Genomic DNA, 23,170 nt, shown 5'->3' with positions numbered 1-23,170 from the left:
CCGGTAGTCGGCACCACTTATTTAGTGTTCTAGTAACACAAACAGAATAGTTCCTCCTTAGCTCAGTTGGTAGAGCGACGGACTGTTAATCCGCAGGTCGCTGGTTCGAGCCCAGCAGGAGGAGCCACTTTAAGAAGCCATGTCGAAAGACGTGGCTTTTTTACATTTGTCATCCAGACAATTGTCCTATAATAAGCTTGCTAACAAACGAACCGTATCTAATGAAGGCATGCTTGGTATATCGTAGTTTCCGCCTGTCGCTACTATCACAGCGTTTTGATTCGGTAACATCACTATGTACTGTTCCCCTATCCCATTTGCTGCGACTGCACCACTAATCTTTGCAATTTGCCAAAAATGCAGCCGGTATCCCATGCTATAGCTGTAAAATGAACTAGAACGCAGCATATCAAACCAGTGTTTAGCCACTATTCTCTGACCTTGATACTCCCCTCTATTAACCCACATTAGGCCAAACTTCCCCATATCTAGTGGCGATAGCATCAATCCCCAATCAGCACCTGGCTCATTGCTGCCATGCTGAGCTAACCATCGATAATTATCAATTTCTAACGGTTCAAATATTTTCTCTCGCATGACTTGCGTAAAAGGCTTGTTGTAAATGCGCTCAATGATTTTAGATAGACCCACTGTAGAGAGTCCACTGTAAGCAAAACGACTGCCTGGCTCAAAAGCTAACTTCGTTTCTAAAAACATCGTTTGCAAGTCTTCTGCCATGTAATGGCGAGAAAAAACATTTCCTGAACCTTGGCTATATGACGTGGCTAATTCATCCAATGCGTAACCTGTTGACATGTTCATCACATCACGCACGGTTATAGTCATCTTCGCTTCACGATCACTCTGTTGATATTCAGGAAAGAGACTAAATACTGGCACGTCTAAATTCGCCAACTTGCCTTCGTCAATGGCAATAAAAATCAAAGTCGCGACAAAGGACTTTGTCACTGAGTGAACATTATGTAGCTCATGCGCCCCCACAGGCACGCTAGAGGTCTTATGCGTACCATAAGTACCACCACTTTGCCTGTGCAGTTCAAAGACCTTCTCGTTATCCTGCCAAGCAATTAGAGAGTGAATATTATTAGCTTTACCACTTTGAACTCTTTGTTCAACGGATATAAATCGCGCATCACTTTGCACTACCTCTATATTCTGCTGCTCACATCCGGCTACCATTACCAGCAGCACAATAGCTATATAGCGACAAAGCATCATTGTTCCTCTGTTAGTGTCTTTTTATTACTTAAACAAAAAGCATTAACGATTACAGTGAGCTTGTTCGGGTATAAAAAAAGCGTGCGAATAATCGCACTCTTTTTTCAAATCTGAGACACTAATTGAGAGCTAGTTTACTGCTTTCTTGCCTGCCTGATTGAGTTGCTTCACTTCGCTGTCGAGTTCCGCTAGCTTAGTAACCATCTGCTCTCGGCATAGGTTTGCAAGCTCACGAACTTGTTCTTTACGATAACCCTCTGTAGTGACAGGAGGCAGCATCTCAACAATCACATGGCCATTGTCCCAACGATTAAGCTTAATACCGTCGGTAGAGCTGCATACGATTGGAATAACGCCAACTTGAGCACCAATTGCTGCATGGAAGGCTCCGGTTTTAAATGGCAGTAAGCCGCGACCGCGAGAGCGAGTCCCCTCAGGGAACATCCAAACAGACACATCACTACTCTTCATGTTGTCTACAACTTGATCAATCGTGCCGACTGCCTTGCTACGGTTAGCTCGATCAATCAAAATATTGCCGGTTAGCCAATATAACTGACCAAACAAAGGTAACCAAGCCAAGCTCTTCTTGCCCACCGTTACTACTTTTGGCGTTACTGCCGAAGATACCGTGAATAGATCCCAGTTATTCTGGTGGTTGGCAATATAGATGTGCTGACCGCGAGTGTAAGCATCCTCTGGAATACGTAAATCAAGCTTGATGCCAAATACTCGAGACATCTTGCCGAATAGTCGGCCAAAGGTGAATACGTGTTTTGGGTTACGTGGGCTTAGTAAGCAATAACCACAACCAAATACAAACATGACTATCGCGAAAATCACGACGGCGAAAACACGTAGTAGTGCAATCATTAATGCTCTCCAAATACGTATGGGAAAGAATAGAGGTCATAATCTAACGGATCTTGTGACCATAAAAAAGCCGAAACATGAGTTTCGGCTTACATTTGTTAGCTAAAAGCCAACTTATTAATCGCGAAAGCGCTCAATCTTAGCGCCCAATGCTGAAAGTTTATCTTCAATCTTATCGTAGCCACGATCGATATGATAAATACGATCAACGATGGTTTCACCTTGAGCAATACAGCCTGCAATAACCAAGCTAGCAGATGCACGCAGGTCCGTTGCCATCACTTGCGCAGCGCTCAATGTATCAACGTCACCACAAATTACTGTGTTACCTTCGATCTCTGCTTTCGCGCCCATACGCATCAGTTCTGGTACGTGCATGAAGCGGTTTTCAAAGATAGTTTCAGTGATAACACCACCACCTTTAGCCATCATGTTCAGAAGCGTAAACTGCGCTTGCATATCGGTAGGGAAACCTGGGTGAGGCGCAGTGCGAACGGTTACCGCTTTTAGCTCACGCCCAGTCATATCCACTGAAATCCAGTCTTCACCAGTTTCTACTTTTGCGCCAGCTTCTTCTAGCTTTGCTAGAACCGCTTCAAGCAGATGAGCGTGAGTATTACGACAAACCACTTTACCGCCAGAAACAGCAGCCGCCACAAGGAACGTACCTGTTTCAATACGGTCTGCTACTACAGCATGTTTACCGCCACCAAGACGCTCAACACCTTCGATGGTAATAGTATCTGTGCCCGCACCTGAAATTTTAGCGCCAAGCTTATTTAAAAAGTCAGCAGTATCAACAATTTCTGGTTCGCGCGCTGCGTTATCCAGAACCGTTTTACCTTCGGCTAGTGTTGCCGCACACATAATAGTAATCGTGGCACCGACGCTCACTTTGTCCATTACAATATGCGCACCCTTAAGATGACCATCTACATTCGCTTTTACGTAGCCGTCTTCAAGAGTAATCGTTGCTCCTAACTGCTCTAGGCCATGGATATGTAGATCCACTGGGCGAGCACCGATAGCACAACCACCAGGTAAAGAGACTTGACCTTGACCAAAACGTGCAACAAGAGGGCCTAACGCCCAAATAGAAGCGCGCATAGTCTTCACCAAATCGTATGGTGCACAGTACTCATTGATAGTACTTGGATCGACGTGCACTGAGCCGTTACGCTCTACCTTAGCACCAAGACGCTCAAGTAGCTCCATGGTAGTGTCGATATCACGCAGGTGAGGTACATTGCTTACCTCAACAGGTTCTTCTGCCAAAATTGATGCAAAAAGAATTGGAAGGGCGGCATTTTTCGCACCCGAAATAGTGACTTCACCCACTAATGGCTGCGGAGAACCAGTTACTCGAAATTTTTCCATTACAAAACCTTACAGAGACATCAACTTCTTATCACGAGCCCACTCTTCTGGCGTGTATGCCTTGATAGAAAGAGCGTGGATGTCATTTCTTTGGATATACTCCATAACCGGAGCATAAATAGTTTGTTGTTTCTTAACGCGGCTCATTCCTTCGAAACAAGCATCAACAGCGATCACTTCGTAGTGGCTACCCTCGCCCTTCACGTGTAGTTCTTCTAGATTTAGTGCTTCGTTTAATATCTGTTGTACTTTAGCGCTATCCACAATTTACCTCTAAATTTAAATCTTTATGTGCTCAGCAATGTATTTATCTACATTACTTAATGCCAGCAAAGTGCTGAGTTGCGTCGGCACGAAGCTGAGCATTATATGACAGTTTTGTTTTTTTGCATGCTCTAAAAGATGAATCAGCATCACCATACCCGCAGAGTCAACTCGCTCAACGTCGGCTAGGCTAATCTCCAACTCGGATTGTGTTGGCTGCCAGGTTTTCCAGTGTTTCCAAATTTCAGGCACAGTATCGCGACTCAGCGTTCCGCTAAGAACACCTTTATTCACATCAACTGCCCGCCACTGGCTATGGGCAATCATTGCTTAGCCTCAAAGCGAATTGGTTGAGCAGCCAAACGTTCAAGATCTGCTGCAACCGCAAGAACACCATCTTGGCGAAGCTTACCATTCCACTCTGATTGTTTACTAGACAATAGACTAATGCCCTCAGCAATCATGTCAAATACTTGCCATTCACCGCTGCGTTTATCTTTGCGTAACTTAAATTCCAACTTAATATTTGGTCGTGGAGCGTCAATGATATCCACTTTAACCGTAGTAATCGTCTTACTTGGATCAACTTTTTTCTCAGGTTCAAAGAGCAACTCTTGGTCAGTGTACTGCGTTAATACCTGCGCATAAGAAGCGATTAAATAGCCTCGAAACGCTTCCATGAACTTAACCACATCCGCCTTCTTAGCCTTTTTAACATTTGGACCAAGAACTTTAAGCGCTGCATATTTATAGTTCACATATGGCATCAACTCCTCATCAACAATCACCTTTAAATGATTAGGGTCTTGCTTGATTGTTGCTTGTTCAGCTTTAAGACGGTCAAAGGCAACTTCAGCAACACTAGTCATCATTAAGTATGGCTGAGTTTTATCAATGTCTGCTGCACTTGCCACCAATGGTAGCCACAAGGCACAAACTAGGGTTAAAAACTTCTTTAACATCTTTTATTCTCCAGATTCCGATTCCGAGCCACCGCCAACGCTATACAGCACTTGACCAATGAGGTCTTCAAGTACCAGTGCAGACTTAGTATCTTCAATATAGTCGCCATCCACCAGCATCTGCTCATCTTCAAACACAAAGCCAGGAACCAAACCAATATACTGCTCACCAATTAACCCTGAAGTGAGGATCTGTACACTTGACGTTTCTGGAAATTGATCAAACTGGCTGCTAATCGCCATTTTAACGACTGGTAATAGTGACTCAGGATTTAAGTTGATGTCCGTAACACGTCCCACGACTACGCCACCAACTTTCACTGGTGAGCGCACTTTTAAACTACCAATATTGTCAAACTCTGCATTCACCGTATAAGTATCGTTGGAACCGATACCTTTTACGTCAGCAACTTGAAAAATCATAATCAAGACTGCGCAAATTCCTGCCAATACGAAGCTACCAACCCATAATTCTGTTTTACGTGTCTGTTGCATTATTAATTCCCAAACATCATTGCGGTCAGTACGAAGTCTAGTCCAAGTACTGCCAAAGAAGAGTGTACTACCGTGCGGGTCGTCGCGCGGCTGATGCCTTCCGAAGTTGGAATCGCATCGTATCCATTAAATAGCGCAATCCAAGTGACTGTGATTGCAAATACCAAGCTCTTTATAAAGCTGTTACCAATGTCTTGCCCTAAATCGACAGATGCTTGCATGGTTGACCAAAAGCTGCCGTGATCAATGCCTTTCCAATCCACACCAACTAGTTGACCGCCCCAAATACCGACAGCCATAAAAATCATGGCTAACATAGGCATAGAGATCACACCGGCCCAAAAACGTGGTGCTATCACTCGCTTTAGTGGGTCTACTGCCATCATCTCCAGAGAAGACAGTTGCTCAGTGGCCTTCATCAAACCGATTTCAGCTGTCAGAGCGGAACCAGCGCGACCAGCAAACAGCAATGCGGTAACAACAGGCCCCAGTTCACGCAGTAGCGACAATGCCACCATCTGGCCTAACGCGCCTTCAGCGCCGAAATCAACCAGAATAACGTAACCTTGCAAACTCAAAACCATGCCAATAAAAAGGCCAGATAAAATAATAATCAGCATTGACTGAACGCCAACACTGTAGAGTTGCTTAATAAGCAAAGGCGCATTTTTGATCGGCTGAGGACGTGTGACTAAAGCGCCAACCAGCATTAAAGTCGCGCGACCAAATACTTCACATACCGCCATAGAACGGCGACCTATCGCTGCAACAAAATCAATTAAACTGGATATCATTGAAATAGGTCCTCAGCGATGGATTTAGCTGGATAACGGAACGGGACTGGACCGTCAGCATCCCCTAGGAGAAATTGTTTAACTTGAGGGTCGGGGTTAGCTCGAAGTTCCTCTGGCGTTCCACTGGCGATAATCCTGCCATTCGCTAAAATATAAACCCAATCGGCAATGCTCATCACCTCAGGCACATCATGCGACACCACAACGGAAGTCACACCTAAGGCTTGGTTTAAATTCCGGATTAGCTCCACCAGCACCCCCATCGTAATAGGGTCCTGACCAACAAACGGCTCATCATACATGATGAGCTCAGGGTCGAGAGCGATTGCGCGAGCCAACGCTGCTCGACGGGCCATACCACCAGACAACTCACTAGGCATCAACTCTGCAGCACCACGCAGGCCAACCGCTTCTAATTTGAGTAACACCAAAGTGCGGATAAGTTCTTCGTCGAGTTGTGTATGTTCGCGTAATGGGAAAGCAACGTTATCGAAAACGGTAAGATCGGTGAAAAGCGCGCCAGACTGGAACAGCATGCTCATTTTTTTCCGTACTTGATAGAGCTTGCGGCGACTTAGCTTGGGGATATCGAGACCATCAAACAGCACTTCTCCGCTATCAGGGGCTAGCTGCCCGCCAATTAAGCGCAAAAGTGTTGTTTTACCAATCCCAGATGGCCCCATGATGGCGGTCACTTTGCCTTTGGGTACATGTAAGTTTACGTTATCAAATATCACCCGTTCCCCTCGCGAGAACGTGAGATTGTTGACCGTAACCAAATCACTTGATGACATTAGGTACTCGTCGTCATAATCCTTGTTTAATAGGCAATCATAAGCAGATTAATCGCGAATTAAAAGCACTGTTCAATTAAATGTGAAGCCCTATGTCTTTGCTTTCTCAAGCAAGTCACAAATTCAATTACATAATGTGCAACAAATAATTCAATCTTCAGCTTCCCTTTTATACTGCAACAAGTCAAAATTGGCGGTTAATTTATTCAGTTTGTAGATAAGTTGGGAAATATCATGTTTGAAGCGGTTGCGTTCCTTATAGTTGGTCTCATTTTCTTGGTATGGAGTGCCGATAGACTTGTATTTGGTTCAGCAGCTTTAGCCAGAAATTTCGGTATTTCTCCACTTGTTATTGGTATGACGATTCTTGCTATGGGCTCGTCAGCACCAGAAATGATGGTTTCTGCCACCGCCGCTCTCGACGGAAAAACAGATACGGCTGTCGGTAACGTCCTAGGTTCCAATATTGCCAATATCGCTTTAATTTTAGGTATTACCGCCTTAATTAAACCGCTTTCGATTAGTTCAGCGGTACTGCGCCGTGAATTACCATTAATGATAGCAGTCACTGTGATTGCTGGCGCTATCTTGTGGGACAATCACTTAGGCTTTGTGGAAGGTATTCTACTTTTAATACTCTTTGTCGCATTTATTCTGGCAATGCTGCGCATCAGCCGTAACGAGAAGAAAAATGGCGATGTAATGCTTGATGAGCAAGAGTCCGAAATACCGCAAGGCGTAAGTAATATGAAAGCGGGGTTTTGGGTCGTAGTTGGCTTAATTGTTCTCCCACTATCTGCTGACACGCTAGTTGAGAGTTCGGTCGTAATCGCAAAGCACTTTGGAATGAGTGATTTGGTGATCGGCCTAACTATTATAGCTGTCGGTACTAGCCTTCCAGAACTTGCGGCATCAGTTGCTGGTGTAATGAAAGGTGAAGATGATATGGCAGTCGGCAATATCATCGGCTCGAACGTATTCAATATTCTCGCCGTTATGGGTATCCCTGGCATTCTGAACCCATCGGTATTGAGTGAACTAGCCATGGGACGTGACTTCTGGGTCATGCTTGGCGTATCACTGCTGCTAGTTGTGATGGCGCTTGGGAAATCTCGTAGTATTAACCGCATTGAAGGTTCGATTCTCTTCGTGGTTTTCCTTGCCTACCAAGCGTATTTAATCGTCAATATGACTGCTTAAACAATTTCAGGAATTTCAAATGTTTGACTACCGCAAAGCTGCACTTGATGTGCTCAATACTGAAGTGGAAGCATTACAACAACTTGACCAATATTTTGATGAGAACTTTGCCAAAGCATGCGAAACCATCTTGAATAACAAGAATGGAAAAGTCGTTGTAATGGGCATGGGTAAGTCAGGTCATATTGGTAATAAAATAGCGGCGACTCTGGCGAGTACTGGCACGTCTGCATTCTTTGTTCACCCAGGTGAGGCAGCACATGGTGACTTAGGTATGATTGAGCCTGGTGATATCGTGTTAGCCATTTCAAACTCAGGGGAAGCACATGAAATTCTTGCGCTTTTCCCAGTATTAAAACGCTTGCAAATAACCATCATTAGTATGACTGGTAAGCCATTATCAAACATGGCTAAACTTGCAGATGTTCATCTACAAATCACGGTACCGAAAGAAGCCTGCCCTATTCAACTTGCACCGACTTCTAGCACCACTGCTACCCTTGTAATGGGAGATGCTTTAGCGATGGCTTTGATGCAAGCTCGTGGCTTCACTGCAGAAGATTTCGCCCTCTCCCATCCAGGTGGAGCGCTAGGTCGCAAACTGCTACTCAAACTAGAAGACATTATGCATACTGGCGATAAATTACCGCTGGTATCGGCCGATACACTAATTCGTGATGCTTTATTAGAGATCAGCGAAAAAGGATTAGGTATGACCGCTGTGGTGGATAATGACCTGCAATTACAGGGAATTTTCACTGATGGCGACTTACGTCGTATTTTAGATAAACGCGTAGACATTCATACTACCGTTATCGGAGACGTAATGACGAAAAATCCGACTGTTGCAGCACCTAACATGCTAGCCGCAGAAGGCGTAAACTTAATGCAAGACAAAAGCATTAATGGACTACTGCTTTGCCAAGAGAACCAAGTGGTCGGCGCATTGAATATGCACGATCTACTCAAAGCTGGAGTAATGTAATGACGGCAAAAGTTGCCACACTTTATGGTCAAGTAGACTCTGACATTCTAGAAATTGCCAAAGACATCAAACTATTGATTTGTGATGTCGACGGTGTTTTTTCTGATGGTTTAATCTACATGGGCAACAATGGTGAAGAGCTTAAAACTTTCCACACTCGCGACGGTTATGGCGTTAAGTCACTAATGAATGCAGGCATTGAAATTGCCATAATTACAGGTCGTCGCTCGCAAATCGTGGAAAACCGTATGAAAGCACTCGGTATCTCACTGATTTATCAGGGACAAGATGACAAAGTAAAGGCATATGAAGATATTTGCCAAAAACTCAACATCTCGCCAGAGCACACTGGATATATCGGAGATGATTTGATCGATTGGCCAGTAATGGAAAAAGTAGCCCTAAAAGTATGCGTAGCAGATGGACACCCACTGCTAGTGCAACGTGCAAACTATGTTACCAACATTCGTGGTGGTCATGGCGCGGTGCGTGAAGTTTGTGATTTAATCTTACAAGCTCGCAACGAACTAGATGCGCACAAAGGTTTAAGTATATGAGTCTCACTCGTGTCGGATATTTAGTTTTACTCATCATTATCGCCGCTTCAGGCTATTACCTAATGAGAGACCAAGCTAAATACGATATACAAGTAGAACCTGATGTTGAGTTACCGGTATTTACTGGTCAAGGACTAACCAATACTTCGTATAGTGAGCAAGGCTTACGTAGTTATGTGATCACCTCCACTCGCTTGGATAACTATGCAAGTAATGGGGAAACGACTTTTGAGCAGCCAGTGTTAAAGGTATACCAACAAGGCAGCATTCAGGAGTGGGAAATTACTGCTGAAGAAGGCGTTTTAACTAAAGATCAGGTTTTAGTTCTAAAAACCAATGTGTTGGGTAAAAACCTATTACCTGACTCCGGCTTTGACACTTTATCCACTGACACTCTAAGTATTCAGTTAGATAATCGAGATTTTTGGGCAGACAATCAAGTAACTTTAGTCGGCCCTCAGTTTGAAACCGTCGGTCAAGCGATGAAAGGAAACTTCGCTGAAAACACCGCAACACTCTACAAACATGTACAAGGCAGATATGAAACTCTCACACCTTAGTTTAATTGCCTGTTTGTTTGCTTCAACACAAGCATTGGCGCTATCGACAGACCGCGACCAGCCTGTATACATTGATTCAGACAGTCAGCAACTTGATATGCAGAGTAACCAAGTGACATTTCTTGGCGACGTAAAGCTTAAGCAAGGCAGCATTAACATTAATGCTGATAAAATCGTCGTTACACGCGACAAAGATGATGGCTCAATTCAAAAAATTGAAGGCTACGGCAAACTCGCGACCTTCTCTCAGTTGACAGATGATGGCAAAACGCTGCATGGTGAAGCTAAAGAGCTTTACTATGATGTCAGCCAAGACCAACTGACAATGATTGATCAAGCAATGCTGGCACAAGATGACAGTGAAATTCGTGGTAACCACATCCGCTACCAGATTTCATCACAAAAGCTGATTGCTGATGGTAAGCAAAAAGGCGATCGTGTGAGCACAGTGCTTCAGCCGCAAGCAGTACAAGAATAATTATGGCGATTTTAAAAGCAGAGCACTTAGCGAAAAGCTATAAAAACAGAAAAGTAGTCTCTGACGTGAGCCTAACGGTTGAGTCAGGACAAATTGTGGGGCTACTCGGACCAAACGGTGCAGGTAAAACGACCTCGTTTTACATGATCGTGGGTCTAGTGGCACGTGATGAAGGTACTATCAGCATTGATGGTCAAGATATCAGTATCTTGCCGATGCATAGTCGATCGCGCATGGGCATAGGTTACCTCCCACAAGAAGCCTCTATCTTTCGCAAGCTGTCTGTACAAGACAATATTATGGCGGTTTTAGAAACTCGTGAAGAACTCACGCGCGAAGAACGCCAAGACAAATTGGAAGATTTGTTAGAGGAATTCCACATTCAGCACATTCGTGAAAGTGCAGGTATGGCACTATCAGGGGGCGAGCGTCGACGAGTTGAGATCGCGCGCGCTTTGGCTGCAAACCCACAATTTATATTGCTGGACGAGCCATTTGCTGGTGTAGACCCTATTTCAGTTATTGATATCAAAAAGATCATTGAACATCTTCGTGATCGAGGCTTAGGGGTATTGATAACCGACCATAACGTTCGAGAGACGCTAGATGTATGTGAAAAAGCCTACATCGTAAGCCAAGGTCATTTGATTGCAGAAGGGACACCAGACGACGTTCTTAACAACGAACAGGTTAAGCAAGTTTATCTTGGTGAACAATTCCGACTATGATTATTAAAAAGTCTGTAGAACTTTATAAGGCACGTATTACTGCATGAAACCCTCATTACAACTCAAGCTAGGACAACAGCTGGCGATGACGCCACAATTGCAGCAAGCGATTCGTTTGTTGCAACTATCAACGTTAGACCTTCAACAAGAGATCCAAGATGCTCTGGACTCAAACCCTCTCTTAGAGGTGGAAGAAGGCAATGATGATATGTCCACCAGCGAAGAGAAAAATGTAAACGAGGAAAAAGAAATCGCGCAGGAAACCGCTGAGATAGAGCTCCCTGACAGTTCAGAGCTTATCGAAAAATCTGAGATTAGCTCTGAGCTCGAAATCGATACAACTTGGGATGATGTCTACAGTGCTAATACCGGTAGCACAGGCATAGCTCTTGACGATGATATGCCCGTCTATCAAGGTGAAACTACCGAATCTCTCCACGACTACTTAATTTGGCAGTTAGATCTGACGCCATTTAGCGAAACAGATCGCACCATCGCTCTCGCACTTATCGATGCCATTGATGATTACGGTTACTTAACCGTTACTCTGCAAGACATCTTAGAGAGCTTCGATCACGAAGATATTGAGCTTGAAGAGATCGAAGCGGTTCGAAAACGGGTCCAACAATTCGATCCTCTGGGTGTTGCATCCGTTAATTTGCAAGATTGTCTACTGCTACAACTCGCAACGTACCCTGAAGATACGCCATGGCTGAATGAAGCTAAGCTAGTACTTACCGATCATATTGATCAGTTAGGTAATCGTGATTACAAACTGATCATTAAAGAAACTAAGCTTAAAGAAGCGGAGTTACGTGAAGTTCTCAAACTGATCCAACAACTCGACCCTCGTCCAGGTAGCCGCATCTCCTCAGAGCATGCTGAATACGTGGTTCCAGATGTGTCAGTCTTTAAGGATCATGGCAAATGGGTAGTGACCATCAACCCTGACTCCATTCCACGTTTGAAAGTTAATCAACATTATGCGGCGATGGGCAAAGGCAACAGTGCGGATAGCCAATACATTCGTTCTAATTTGCAAGAAGCAAAATGGCTAATAAAAAGCCTAGAGAGCAGAAACGAGACCTTGCTCAAAGTTGCCAAGTGTATTGTTGAACATCAGAGAGATTTCTTTGAGTATGGCGAAGAAGCAATGAAGCCGATGGTACTCAATGATGTTGCTTTAGATGTGGATATGCACGAATCAACAATTTCACGAGTAACCACACAGAAATATATGCACACCCCGCGTGGCATTTTTGAATTGAAGTACTTCTTCTCTAGCCATGTTAGTACTGACAATGGTGGAGAATGTTCATCGACTGCAATTCGCGCTTTAATTAAAAAGCTTGTGGCGGCGGAAAATACCGCTAAACCACTCAGTGATAGCAAAATTGCAGCTCTACTCGCTGACCAAGGGATTCAGGTAGCTAGACGAACAATAGCCAAATACCGCGAATCATTGGGCATTGCCCCTTCAAGTCAGCGCAAACGCCTGTTATAGGCAGCAACCGAGAAGGAAAGTCTATGCAAATCAATATTAATGGCCATCACGTTGATCTAACCGATTCAATGCAAGACTACGTAAACGAAAAGTTTCTAAAGCTTGAGCGTTTCTTTGAACACATCAATAGTATCCATGTGGTTTTAAAAGTTGAAAAACTTCGTCAAATCGCTGAAGCTACCCTTCACGTCAACCAAGCCGAAATACATGCGTCTGCGGATGACGAAAATATGTATGCAGCAATCGACTCTCTAACCGATAAATTGGTTAGACAGCTGAATAAGCACAAAGAAAAATTAAACAGTCATTAACTATGCAACTAAGCGAAATCCTAACATTGGACTGCACCAAAAGTGCAGTCCAATGTACTAGTAAGAAACGAGCTCTAGAAATGATCAGTGAAATCGTTGCAGAGCAAACCGGGCAAAACTCTACTGAACTATTTGAATGCATGCTTAGCCGTGAAAAAATGGGCAGTACTGGCATTGGAAATGGAATTGCCATTCCCCATGCTCGTATGCACTCGAGCGATAAAGCTATTGCGGTTCTAATGCAGTGTGAAAGCCCAATCGAATTTGACGCCATTGATAACCGTCCAGTTGACTTGCTATTTGCTTTGCTTGTGCCTGATGCACAATGCAAGGAGCATCTTAAAACTCTGTCTTGTATGGCCGAACGTCTTAATGACAAACAGATCCTAAAACAGCTGCGCAAAGCCGAATCGGATCAAGAGCTATACGACATCATGATCAACAGGTAGTTTCTAGCATGCGTTTAATCGTAGTAAGTGGTCAGTCTGGTGCTGGCAAAAGTGTCGCTTTGCGAGTACTAGAAGATTTAGGCTATTACTGTGTCGATAACCTTCCGGTAAATATGTTGGATGCATTCGTCCATTCAATTCGAGGAAGTAAGCAGAATGTTGCGGTAAGTATTGATATCCGTAACCTTCCAGAAGAACCCTCTATAGTGGAAGACGTTCTGACCAAGCTCAAACAAGAGAGTGATGTCAGCGTGCTGTTCTTAGATGCCAACAAAGATACGCTACTTAAACGCTATAGCGAAACTCGCCGTATTCATCCGCTGTCATTAAGCCTTGCCAACACTTCACTTGACCAAGCAATTGAAAGAGAGAAAGAGATACTTTCCCCTCTCAAAGAGCATGCTGATCTCATCATCGATAGCAGCAATCAGTCACTACACGATCTCAGTGAAAGTGTTCGACTACGAGTTGAAGGCCGAGAGCGAAAAGACTTAGTAATGGTCTTTCAATCATTTGGCTTTAAATATGGTCTACCCAATGATGCTGATTACGTGTTTGATGTGCGCTTCTTACCCAACCCGCACTGGGAACCCGATTTACGCCCACTGACTGGCTTAGATGCACCAATTCGCGCCTTCTTAGAGAGTCATCAAGAAGTAATCGAATTAAAACTACAAGTGCAAAAATTTATTGAACACTGGTTACCATTATTAGAAAAAAACAATCGCAGTTACTTAACTGTCGCGATTGGCTGCACGGGAGGTAAGCATCGTTCTGTTTACCTAACTCAGCAGATTGGCCAGTACTTTGCAGACTTAGGCCACCAAGTCCAAATTCGTCATACCTCGCTCGAAAAAAACTTAAAGGATTAATCCATGCAGCAAGAGAGCAAAACCGTCCTAATTCAAAACCGCTTGGGGCTTCATGCTCGTGCTGCTGTGAAATTAGTCGAACTCGCCCAATCCTTCGATGCTATTCTGACTATTCAAAGCCATGAAGGAAAGACAGCCACCGCAGACAGTGTCATGGGACTTCTCATGCTTGAATCCGCTCAAGGCGAACATGTCACGATACACGCAGAGGGAAATGACGCCATCAGCGCTCTTGATGCAGTCAGTCAACTCATCGAACATAAATTCGATGAAGACGAATAAAACACTCTCAATTTCCGTTTGGTACTTTCACTCAAATTATCCCCTCCTAACTGCTCTGTTTTCCACGCTTTGCTATGTGGTAGCGCAACATTTCACAGCTAGAATCGTTTTTCTTAACACGAACTTATTAAACAAGTTGTAAAATTAAGTTACTATTCAAAACATTGTAAGCATAAAGAGTCAGGGGGGATAAATGGCAGAGCAAATAGAATTCGATCAAGCTCACCAAGCCCTGCAAGAAGTCACTGAAGCTCTAGAAAATGGTCGTTTTGTCCATGTCCGCCGCCAACTGCAGGATATGGAACCGGAAGATATCGCCCACTTATTAGAAGCTTCACCACGTAAAAGCCGCGAAGTTCTATGGCAACTTACCGATCCAGAAGATTACGGTGAGATCCTCGATGAACTAAGCGAAGACGTAAAAGATGATCTGGTGTCTCGCATGGCGCCAGAAATGCTGGCGGAAGCGACCGAAGGTATGGACACTGATGATGTGGCCTATGTACTTCGAAGTCTACCCGATGATGTTTCGCGTGAAGTCCTATCTCAGATGGACGACGAAGAGCGTCAGCGTGTTGAAACGGCACTATCTTATGCCGAAGATACCGCCGGTGGTTTAATGAATACCGACGTTATCACGATCCGTGGTGATGTCGATATTGACGTTGTATTGCGTTATCTACGTATGCGTGGCGAACTGCCAGAAGCAACTGATGCACTTTACGTAATCGACGCAGAAAACCGCCTTATTGGTGAACTATCGCTAGTGACCGTACTCACAACCCAACCGGATGTTCGCGTTGCGGAAGTGATGGAAGATGCCGACGATGCAATTGAAGTCACGATGAAAGACTCCGATGTCGCCAGCTTGTTTGAACGTCGAAACTGGGTATCTGCTCCTGTCATTGACGAGAACCAGCATCTCGTTGGTCGTATCACTATCGATGACGTGGTAGACGTTATTCGTGAAGATGCTGAACACTCCATGATGAGCATGGCGGGTCTGGATGACGACGAAGATACCTTTGCTCCAGTAGTAAAATCCGCACGAAAACGTAGTGTCTGGTTAGGAGCCAACGTACTTGCTGCTCTTGCGGCTGCTTCGGTCTCTAACATGTTTGAAGCCACTTTAGACCAAATGGCAGCCATTGCAGTATTGATGACTATCGTTCCGTCTATGGGTGGGGTTGCCGGTAACCAAACCGTTGCGCTGGTTATTCGCGGTCTGGCTCTTGGTCATATCGGTGATGCCAACAAACGTGAGCTACTGATGAAAGAAGCGGCAATCGGCTTCCTAAACGGTATTATGTGGGCCTTAATCATCGGTGGCATTGTTGTCGCTTGGAAAGGTAATTGGATGCTGGGAGGCATTATATCCGCAGCGATGATGACCAACTTATTGGTAGCGGGTATCGCCGGGGTATCCATTCCAATTGTGCTGAAAAAAATGAATATTGACCCAGCACTTGCTGGCGGTATGGCTTTAACTACAGTAACAGATGTAGTAGGCCTATCGGTATTCCTAGGTCTGGCAACGATACTTATCTAGTTATTTGAAGCATAAAATAAGCGCTGTAATTACAGCGCTTTTTTATTGTTAAAGCCAATCAGTTAAGATTTGGACCAAGCCACTTCTCCGCTTCAAGCATATCCCATCCCTTACGATCTGCGTAACTCTGCGCTTGATCCTGTTGGATCTGAGCAATAGCAAAATAGCGAGAGTCAGGGTGTGAGAAATACCACCCAGATACCGATGCCCCGGGCCACATCGCATAGCTGGATGTCAGTGACATACCTATCGTCTCTTCTACTTTAAGCAGCTCCCATAAAGCGCCTTTCTCAGTATGCTCAGGACAAGCAGGATATCCAGGAGCAGGACGGATACCTTGATACTTTTCGCGAATAAGCTCGTCGTTAGATAGTGCTTCGTCCGCGCTGTAACCCCAAATCTCTTTGCGTACTCGTTCATGCAAATATTCAGCAAAAGCTTCCGCTAAACGATCTGCGACCGCTTGGATCATAATCGCATTGTAGTCATCACCTTGCGCTTTATACTCATCAGCAAGCTCACGTTCACCAACGCCACCTGTAACTGCAAAGCCACCAATCCAGTCCAACTTACCTGACTCTTTTGGCGCAATATAATCCGATAGGCAGTAATTAAAGCCTTTAGGTTTCTCAGTCTGCTGACGCAAGTTATGCAGTACTTTCGCGACTTCAGTACGTGATTCATCAGTGTAGACTTCGATATCATCACCAACACTGGCAGCAGGGAACAGCGCACACATACCGCGCGCTTTGAGCAACCCTTCATGCTCAATTTTATCTAACCAATCATTGGCATCTTTAAATAGTCTCTGTGCTTCCTCGCCAACTTCTTCATGTTTAAAGATGGTTGGGTATTTACCCACAAGTGACCAAGTCATGAAAAATGGTGTCCAGTCGATGTAATTGCGTAGCGTGGCTACATCAAAATTATCAAACACATGCACACCCGGTTTGGCTGGCACAGGCGGTGTATAGTTCTGCCAATCGATCGCCACTTTATTTGCTCGCGCTTGCTCTAATGTCACCGGTTTGGTACGCGGCTTCTTGCGGTTATGTTGATCACGAACACGTACATAATCTTCATCCAACTTCTCCACAAAAGCGGGACGTAATTCATCAGAAAGTAGTGAGGTACATACACCTACAGCTCGAGAAGCATTATTTACGTACACAACCGGATTTTTGTAGTTCTGCTCGATTTTAACCGCGGTATGGGCTTTTGATGTGGTCGCTCCCCCAATGAGTAAGGGTAAGTCAAAGTCAAGACGTTCCATCTCTTTGGCAACATGCACCATTTCATCAAGCGAAGGCGTGATAAGACCAGAGAGTCCTATAATATCGACGTTTTCTTCCTTGGCGACTTTAAGGATCTTTTCACACGGTACCATTACACCAAGATCGATAATTTCGTAGTTATTACATTGCAGAACAACACCCACGATATTTTTACCAATATCGTGCACATCACCTTTAACGGTCGCGAGAAGGATCTTACCATTTGAGCTTCCAGCCTGTTTAGAAGCATTAATATATGGCTCTAAATGAGCAACGGCTTGCTTCATTACGCGGGCTGATTTTACTACCTGCGGCAAAAACATCTTACCTTCACCGAACAAATCACCGACAACGTTCATGCCATCCATCAAAGGCCCTTCGATCACCTCTAGTGGCTTTGAGGCACTTAGTCGAGCCTCTTCTGTATCGTCGACAATAAACTCCGTGATACCTTTTACCAGCGCGTGTTCAAGACGTTTTTCAACGGCCCATGTACGCCACTCAAGTGCTGAAGCATCTTCTTCTTTGCCAACACCTTTTCCTGCGTACTCAGCAGCAATATCAAGTAGACGCTCAGTGCCATCATCACGACGGTTAAGTACAACATCCTCAACCGCTTCTCGCAGTTTGTCTGGAACGTTATCGTAAATCTCCAACTGCCCTGCATTGACGATGCCCATATCCATACCATTCTTGAAACAGTGGTAAAGGAACACAGCATGAATCGCTTCGCGAACGTAGTTATTGCCACGGAAAGAAAAAGAAACGTTGGATACGCCACCAGAAATCATCGCATGGGGTAGATCGCGTTTAATATCAGCCACCGCTTCGATAAAGTCGACCGCGTAGTTATTATGTTCTTCAATACCCGTTGCCACCGCAAAAATATTCGGGTCAAAAATAATATCTTCTGGCGGAAAACCAACCTCATCAACCAAAATTCGGTAAGCGTTAGTACAGATCTCCAATTTGCGTTGACGAGTTTCTGCTTGACCAACTTCATCAAACGCCATAACAACAACAGCAGCGCCAAAGCGACGAATAATTTTTGCTTGCTCAATAAACTTCTCTTTCCCTTCTTTAAGAGAAATCGAGTTAACCACCCCTTTGCCTTGAATGCACTTTAAGCCTGCAACGATAACTTCCCATTTCGAAGAATCGACCATAATTGGCACTTTGGAAATTTCAGGCTCTGATGCACACAAATTAAGGAAACGAATCATACAGGCTTCAGCATCTAACATGCCTTCATCCATGTTGATATCGATGATCTGTGCGCCATTCTCTACTTGCTGTCGAGCAACATCGAGCGCTTCATCGTAAAGTTCTTCTTTAATCAGACGCTTAAAGCGCGCAGAACCAGTCACGTTGGTGCGTTCACCGACGTTAATAAAGAGTGTTTCTTTCTCAATTGTTAGTGGCTCTAAACCCGATAAACGGCAAGCGACTGGAAGATCAGGTAAAGCGCGCGGCGTTACGCCCTCCACGGCCATTGCCATATGGCGGATATGCTCAGGCGTAGTACCACAACAACCACCAATTAAATTCAAAAATCCACTTTGCGCCCATTCTTTAACATGTTCCGCCATATCTTCAGGCGAGAGATCGTATTCACCGAATGCATTTGGTAGACCAGCGTTAGGGTGGGTAGAAATAAACGTTTCAGAGATGCGCGATAGCTCTTCAACGTACGGACGCAGCTCATCAGGACCAAGTGCACAGTTAAGACCAAAAGAAATCGGCTTAACGTGACGCAGAGAGTTATAGAAAGCTTCTGTTGTTTGTCCCGAAAGCGTACGACCGGAAGCATCAGTAATTGTGCCGGAAATCATTACCGGTACATCAACACCGAGCTCTTCAATCACGCTATCCACTGCGAAAGCACACGCTTTGGCGTTCAATGTATCAAAAATAGTTTCAATCAGGATCAGATCTGAGCCACCTTTGATTAATGCACGAGTTGATTCAGAATAAGCGTCAACAAGCTCATCAAAAGAAACGTTTCGGTAGCCAGGGTCGTTGACATCTGGAGAGATAGAACAAGTGCGGTTGGTCGGGCCAAGCACCCCTGCAACATAGCGGGGCTTTTCTGGTGTTTTGGCTGTCCATTCATCTGCAGCTTCACGCGCTAAACGAGCGGCAGCATAGTTAATTTCTTCACTAAGGCTTTCCATATCATAGTCAGCCATCGCAATCGTTGTAGAGTTAAACGTGTTGGTCTCAAGAATATCTGCTCCCGCTTCAAGGTAAGCATTATGGATATCTTTAATTAAACCTGGCTGAGATAAAACCAACAGATCGTTGTTACCCTTAACATCGCAATGCCAATCAGCGAAACGTTCACCGCGATAATCTTGTTCTTCCAGTTTGTAGTCTTGAATCATGGTGCCCATGCCACCATCGATCAGCATAATACGTTGCTTAAGCTGCGCTACTATCTGTTGTCTTAACTTGCTTCCCACAATACAGCCTCATTCCTTTGTTTGATATACCATCCTATCACAGAGAACAAAGGAGTCTAGACGTCTAAAAACGAAATTACTGACAATCCGTAGATTAAATAGTGTTTGCCATTTGCTCAACTTAAGCACAAAATTCCTATTTACAATTTGTAACATAAGAGTCCCATCATGTCGGTCTACTACACTCTTTGCTTTTTATCCGCCGCGGCAATGTTAATTGCCTTTATAAACAGCAAAATAGGTAAGATGCAAACCACCATTGCGATTACCGCCGGTTCGATGATGCTGTCATTGCTCATCTTGATCGCGGGTCAAAATGATTGGTTCCAACTTACTGAAATTGCTTCCAATACCATCGCCAGTATAAATTTTGAAGATTTTTTACTCAAAGGCATACTCGGTTTTTTACTCTTTGCCGGTGGTCTTGGTATTAATCTTTCCAATTTAAAAGATCAAAAATGGGAAATAACCGTTTTGGCGCTTGGGGCGACTCTCTTCTCCACGTTTTTTATCGGCTTTGCACTTTACGGATTCTGTCAAATAATCGGAATTCATTTTGAACTGGTCTACTGCCTTCTATTTGGCGCTCTTATTTCCCCTACTGACCCAATCGCCGTTCTTGCTATTGTCAAAAAGCTTAATGCGCCTAAACGTATTTCTACCCAAATAGAAGGCGAATCGCTATTCAATGATGGTTTCGGCTTAGTTATCTTCGTCACTATTTACACCATCGCCTTTGGCAATGAAGCACCAACAGTGGGTAGTGTCAGCATGCTATTTTTACAAGAAGCGGTCGGTGGTATTGTTTATGGCTTTGCACTCGGACTGATTTTCCATTACCTGATTAGTGCCACTGATGACCACTCAATGGAGCTACTACTCACTATCGGCATCCCAACCGCTGGCTATGCGTTTGCTGAAGTACTGCATGTTTCAGGACCGCTTGCGATGGTGGTATCAGGTATCATGATTGGTAACTGGACGCGCTACATCGGTTTCTCCAAAGAGAGTGAAGATCATTTAGATCACTTTTGGGAATTGGTCGATGAGTTCCTCAACGGGTTACTTTTCTTGCTGATCGGCATGTCGATGCTGCTGTTTGAATTCCATAAAGAAGATTTCATCTTAATGGCATTTGCTATTCCTTTGGTGCTAACAGGACGCTACTTAAGTGTCTTCCTTTCATACATCGGCTTTAAGCGCTATCGAACCTACAACCCTTGGTCGATTCGTATTCTTACTTGGGGTGGTTTAAGAGGCGGGCTAGCTTTAGCAATGGCACTATCAATCCCTGCTGGAATTTGGGTTATTCCAGATAAACTGATTGACGTTAAAGAAATCATTCTCGTCATGACCTACTCAGTGGTTGTTTTCTCTATCCTAATTCAAGGATCAACCATCACTCCTATGATAGAGAGAGCTAAGCAAGCAGAAAAAGAGCCTCAAACCAGCAAGTAATTATTAGCTTCAATAATTAAGGCAGCTATTTGGCTGCCTTTGTCGTTTATGGAGGTGGTTGTTAAGCTTTTGGATCATCATAGACCAAAAGGAACATGGCAACCCAAAAGCTATATCAAGTGCTCAGTGCTTCACTTTCGCAGCTTGTTGCTCTTGCCAAACTTTGCGTAGGCGCACAGTAACAAAACCAAGCAAAGCAGTAATAAAAGTAATAACAGGAGCGGCCATCAAGCCCATAGTCACAAGCTTGCTAATATTCTCTGGCAGTAAAGGTAACAACATACCAAATGAACAAAGCAGCAATGTCCATAAGATCGCACTTAACCAAGCGAAGTAATGAAACTTATTCACTTTATTCGCACGCATCCCCATCATCAATGGCAATAGAGAACGCACTACAGGAACAAATCGCGCACAAAACAGAGCAACGAGACCATGCTTACCCAAAAGCACATCAACTTGCTGTAGACGTTTCTGTGGTACCGCATTCACCCAACCTTGAACTTTAGGCAAGCGGTTTAACCAGCGTCCTTGAACATATGCAGCCCAACTTCCCAATGCAGCACAAGTTGCAATAAGAACCAAAATAAGAATAGGGTCTAATACCCCCACCGCGGCCAAAGTGCCCGATAGTACAACCACACTATCACATGGGAATGGCGCCGCAGGGATGAAACCACTTTCCAAGAAAATCAGTGCTCCGACAACGAAATACACCATTACTGCGCTGCCTGGTGACATTAGCGTCGTAAAGTCTTGATGCCAAAGCGCCATCAAAACATCAATAATTGAATCCAACATTTTATAACCTCATAAACCAAATCAAATAGTACCTAAACAACTAAGGTTCTATGTCGACTATGAATAAAGCGGTAGATAAGGTTTGACTCATAGTAACCCTTTGCTCGAAAAGCAGTGCTACCGTCAATATAACGATAGTAGGTGGAGCTAAGCGTACTATTCAATGCATAGATTGAGTCAGTAACAGGCAAGAAAGAAGCGGTTTGATTTTGTCGCTCAGTTGATTTAACAAGGTAGCGACTAACAAGGCTATGTAGAGGATTAGAATGACGTTTTGCTTCGAATCCTAGGGCAACACTCGTGTTTGCCGGTTGAAGCTGATGAACAACGTTCTGGGGCGCTAAATTTTGAGAAAACAGCTCCTGATCCGTCGCCGAAGATAGCAACAGAGTAAGACAAGCAGCTGATAGCATTCCCATCAATCGCAAAGCGATTCTCCACACCAAGTTGTTTAGCAATAAAACTAGAACGATCAATTCTACAGGCGTTTTAGCGCCACTAGAGAATTAGTTCAATAGCGATCATCTATCGTAATCATTAGCAAAATGAACACCTGACAACGCGCGCATATATACCTATAAAAATCAGGATCATAGCGTAGAGGAGGGCTGAAAACTGAGAATTGAGAGTCGAGAAGTACTCGCTAAATGATCGAAGTCGAGTATCTCTGATGTGCGACACTCCCGATCGCACATCCGTAAGTGAGGCACTAGCCGAACGTTCTCAAATCTCGAAGCGAGATATCTTCGATATCGAGCGTTCCAATTTCATTTCTGATGGAAATGAAAAAAGCCCTGCTATTTCTAGCAGGGCTTCTCAATAAGTGGCGGAGTGGACGGGACTCGAACCCGCGACCCCCGGCGTGACAGGCCGGTATTCTAACCAACTGAACTACCACTCCG

The 23,170-nt window shown here is 44.3% G+C and carries 24 protein-coding genes and 2 tRNA genes; 14 read left to right on the top strand and 12 right to left on the bottom strand.

Features of this window, described 5'->3' with window-relative positions; translation table 11 throughout:
- Nucleotides 1-51 precede the first annotated feature (51 nt).
- Nucleotides 52-127: transfer RNA gene (locus IRQ95_RS20675), tRNA-Asn, on the top strand.
- Nucleotides 128-186: 59 nt separating this feature from the next.
- Here IRQ95_RS20675 and IRQ95_RS20670 read toward each other — a convergent pair.
- The 9 genes from IRQ95_RS20670 to mlaF all read right to left on the bottom strand — a co-directional run bounded on the left by IRQ95_RS20670 (nt 187) and on the right by mlaF (nt 6,798).
- Nucleotides 187-1,236 carry a serine hydrolase domain-containing protein gene (locus IRQ95_RS20670; RefSeq protein ID WP_194439482.1) on the bottom strand — a complete coding sequence of 350 codons (1,050 nt, stop codon included), beginning with the start codon at nt 1,234-1,236 and terminating at the stop codon, nt 187-189.
- 132 nt (nt 1,237-1,368) lie between these two features.
- On the bottom strand, nt 1,369-2,112 hold the full coding sequence (locus tag IRQ95_RS20665; protein WP_194439479.1) for a 1-acylglycerol-3-phosphate O-acyltransferase: 744 nt from the start codon (nt 2,110-2,112) through the stop codon (nt 1,369-1,371).
- A gap of 117 nt (nt 2,113-2,229) precedes the next feature.
- Nucleotides 2,230-3,489, bottom strand: coding sequence for a UDP-N-acetylglucosamine 1-carboxyvinyltransferase (gene murA / locus IRQ95_RS20660; protein WP_194439477.1), 1,260 nt, complete (start codon nt 3,487-3,489; stop codon nt 2,230-2,232).
- Nucleotides 3,490-3,498: 9 nt separating this feature from the next.
- Nucleotides 3,499-3,753, bottom strand: a complete 255-nt coding sequence (ibaG, locus tag IRQ95_RS20655; protein ID WP_194439475.1) for a BolA family iron metabolism protein IbaG — start codon at nt 3,751-3,753, stop codon at nt 3,499-3,501.
- Between the two features lie 15 nt (nt 3,754-3,768).
- Nucleotides 3,769-4,080: an STAS domain-containing protein gene (locus IRQ95_RS20650; RefSeq protein WP_194439468.1), complete on the bottom strand. Its 312-nt coding sequence runs from the start codon at nt 4,078-4,080 to the stop codon at nt 3,769-3,771.
- Nucleotides 4,077-4,715, bottom strand: a complete 639-nt coding sequence (mlaC, locus tag IRQ95_RS20645; RefSeq protein WP_194439466.1) for a phospholipid-binding protein MlaC — start codon at nt 4,713-4,715, stop codon at nt 4,077-4,079. Before mlaC ends, IRQ95_RS20650 begins: the two co-directional genes overlap by 4 nt.
- A 3-nt stretch (nt 4,716-4,718) precedes the next feature.
- Nucleotides 4,719-5,210 (bottom strand): outer membrane lipid asymmetry maintenance protein MlaD, encoded by a 492-nt coding sequence (gene mlaD / locus IRQ95_RS20640; RefSeq protein ID WP_194439464.1) that lies wholly within the window; start codon nt 5,208-5,210, stop codon nt 4,719-4,721.
- Nucleotides 5,211-5,212: 2 nt separating this feature from the next.
- Nucleotides 5,213-6,004 carry a lipid asymmetry maintenance ABC transporter permease subunit MlaE gene (mlaE, locus tag IRQ95_RS20635; RefSeq protein WP_194439462.1) on the bottom strand — a complete coding sequence of 264 codons (792 nt, stop codon included), beginning with the start codon at nt 6,002-6,004 and terminating at the stop codon, nt 5,213-5,215.
- Nucleotides 6,001-6,798 carry a phospholipid ABC transporter ATP-binding protein MlaF gene (mlaF, locus tag IRQ95_RS20630; protein ID WP_194439460.1) on the bottom strand — a complete coding sequence of 266 codons (798 nt, stop codon included), beginning with the start codon at nt 6,796-6,798 and terminating at the stop codon, nt 6,001-6,003. The genes mlaE and mlaF overlap by 4 nt, the downstream gene beginning before the upstream one ends.
- A gap of 234 nt (nt 6,799-7,032) precedes the next feature.
- Between mlaF and IRQ95_RS20625 the strand changes: the two genes are divergently transcribed.
- The 12 genes from IRQ95_RS20625 to mgtE all read left to right on the top strand — a co-directional run bounded on the left by IRQ95_RS20625 (nt 7,033) and on the right by mgtE (nt 16,273).
- Nucleotides 7,033-7,998 carry a calcium/sodium antiporter gene (locus IRQ95_RS20625; RefSeq protein ID WP_194439458.1) on the top strand — a complete coding sequence of 322 codons (966 nt, stop codon included), beginning with the start codon at nt 7,033-7,035 and terminating at the stop codon, nt 7,996-7,998.
- A 19-nt stretch (nt 7,999-8,017) separates the two neighbouring features.
- Nucleotides 8,018-8,983: a KpsF/GutQ family sugar-phosphate isomerase gene (locus IRQ95_RS20620; RefSeq protein WP_194439456.1), complete on the top strand. Its 966-nt coding sequence runs from the start codon at nt 8,018-8,020 to the stop codon at nt 8,981-8,983.
- Nucleotides 8,983-9,540 carry a 3-deoxy-manno-octulosonate-8-phosphatase KdsC gene (kdsC, locus tag IRQ95_RS20615; protein WP_194439454.1) on the top strand — a complete coding sequence of 186 codons (558 nt, stop codon included), beginning with the start codon at nt 8,983-8,985 and terminating at the stop codon, nt 9,538-9,540. The genes IRQ95_RS20620 and kdsC overlap by 1 nt, the downstream gene beginning before the upstream one ends.
- Entirely contained in the window at nt 9,537-10,100 is a 564-nt protein-coding gene (gene lptC, locus IRQ95_RS20610; RefSeq protein ID WP_194439453.1) for an LPS export ABC transporter periplasmic protein LptC, read from the top strand. Before kdsC ends, lptC begins: the two co-directional genes overlap by 4 nt.
- Nucleotides 10,081-10,578 carry a lipopolysaccharide transport periplasmic protein LptA gene (gene lptA / locus IRQ95_RS20605; RefSeq protein ID WP_194439451.1) on the top strand — a complete coding sequence of 166 codons (498 nt, stop codon included), beginning with the start codon at nt 10,081-10,083 and terminating at the stop codon, nt 10,576-10,578. Before lptC ends, lptA begins: the two co-directional genes overlap by 20 nt.
- A gap of 2 nt (nt 10,579-10,580) precedes the next feature.
- Nucleotides 10,581-11,306, top strand: a complete 726-nt coding sequence (gene lptB, locus IRQ95_RS20600; protein ID WP_114767867.1) for an LPS export ABC transporter ATP-binding protein — start codon at nt 10,581-10,583, stop codon at nt 11,304-11,306.
- Nucleotides 11,307-11,349: 43 nt separating this feature from the next.
- A complete protein-coding gene (locus IRQ95_RS20595) occupies nt 11,350-12,810 on the top strand; it encodes an RNA polymerase factor sigma-54 (RefSeq protein ID WP_194439449.1) in 1,461 nt (486 codons plus the stop codon).
- A 23-nt stretch (nt 12,811-12,833) separates the two neighbouring features.
- Nucleotides 12,834-13,121 (top strand): ribosome hibernation promoting factor, encoded by a 288-nt coding sequence (gene hpf / locus IRQ95_RS20590; protein ID WP_075652435.1) that lies wholly within the window; start codon nt 12,834-12,836, stop codon nt 13,119-13,121.
- 2 nt (nt 13,122-13,123) lie between these two features.
- Nucleotides 13,124-13,570 (top strand): PTS IIA-like nitrogen regulatory protein PtsN, encoded by a 447-nt coding sequence (ptsN, locus tag IRQ95_RS20585; protein ID WP_194439447.1) that lies wholly within the window; start codon nt 13,124-13,126, stop codon nt 13,568-13,570.
- Nucleotides 13,571-13,578: 8 nt separating this feature from the next.
- A complete protein-coding gene (rapZ, locus tag IRQ95_RS20580; protein WP_194439445.1) occupies nt 13,579-14,442 on the top strand; it encodes an RNase adapter RapZ in 864 nt (287 codons plus the stop codon).
- A gap of 3 nt (nt 14,443-14,445) precedes the next feature.
- Nucleotides 14,446-14,724, top strand: a complete 279-nt coding sequence (locus IRQ95_RS20575; RefSeq protein ID WP_194439443.1) for an HPr family phosphocarrier protein — start codon at nt 14,446-14,448, stop codon at nt 14,722-14,724.
- A gap of 193 nt (nt 14,725-14,917) precedes the next feature.
- Complete coding sequence (gene mgtE / locus IRQ95_RS20570; RefSeq protein WP_194439441.1) at nt 14,918-16,273, top strand: magnesium transporter; 1,356 nt, start codon at nt 14,918-14,920, stop codon at nt 16,271-16,273.
- A gap of 58 nt (nt 16,274-16,331) precedes the next feature.
- Here mgtE and metH read toward each other — a convergent pair whose 3' ends face one another.
- Complete coding sequence (gene metH, locus IRQ95_RS20565) at nt 16,332-20,009, bottom strand: methionine synthase (RefSeq protein WP_194439439.1); 3,678 nt, start codon at nt 20,007-20,009, stop codon at nt 16,332-16,334.
- 168 nt (nt 20,010-20,177) lie between these two features.
- On the opposite strand from metH, the gene IRQ95_RS20560 reads away from it, so the two are divergent.
- Complete coding sequence (locus IRQ95_RS20560) at nt 20,178-21,467, top strand: cation:proton antiporter (protein WP_194439432.1); 1,290 nt, start codon at nt 20,178-20,180, stop codon at nt 21,465-21,467.
- A 123-nt stretch (nt 21,468-21,590) separates the two neighbouring features.
- Here IRQ95_RS20560 and IRQ95_RS20555 read toward each other — a convergent pair whose 3' ends face one another.
- Nucleotides 21,591-22,268 carry a DedA family protein gene (locus IRQ95_RS20555; RefSeq protein ID WP_194439431.1) on the bottom strand — a complete coding sequence of 226 codons (678 nt, stop codon included), beginning with the start codon at nt 22,266-22,268 and terminating at the stop codon, nt 21,591-21,593.
- 824 nt (nt 22,269-23,092) lie between these two features.
- A tRNA-Asp gene (locus IRQ95_RS20550) sits at nt 23,093-23,169 on the bottom strand.
- Nucleotide 23,170: the final 1 nt, after the last annotated feature.

It is taken from the genome of Vibrio fluminensis, from assembly GCF_015278125.1.
Lineage (GTDB): Bacteria > Pseudomonadota > Gammaproteobacteria > Enterobacterales > Vibrionaceae > Vibrio > Vibrio fluminensis.
Note: the sequence above shows the minus strand (reverse complement) of the source record. Positions and strands in the feature narration are given on the sequence as shown.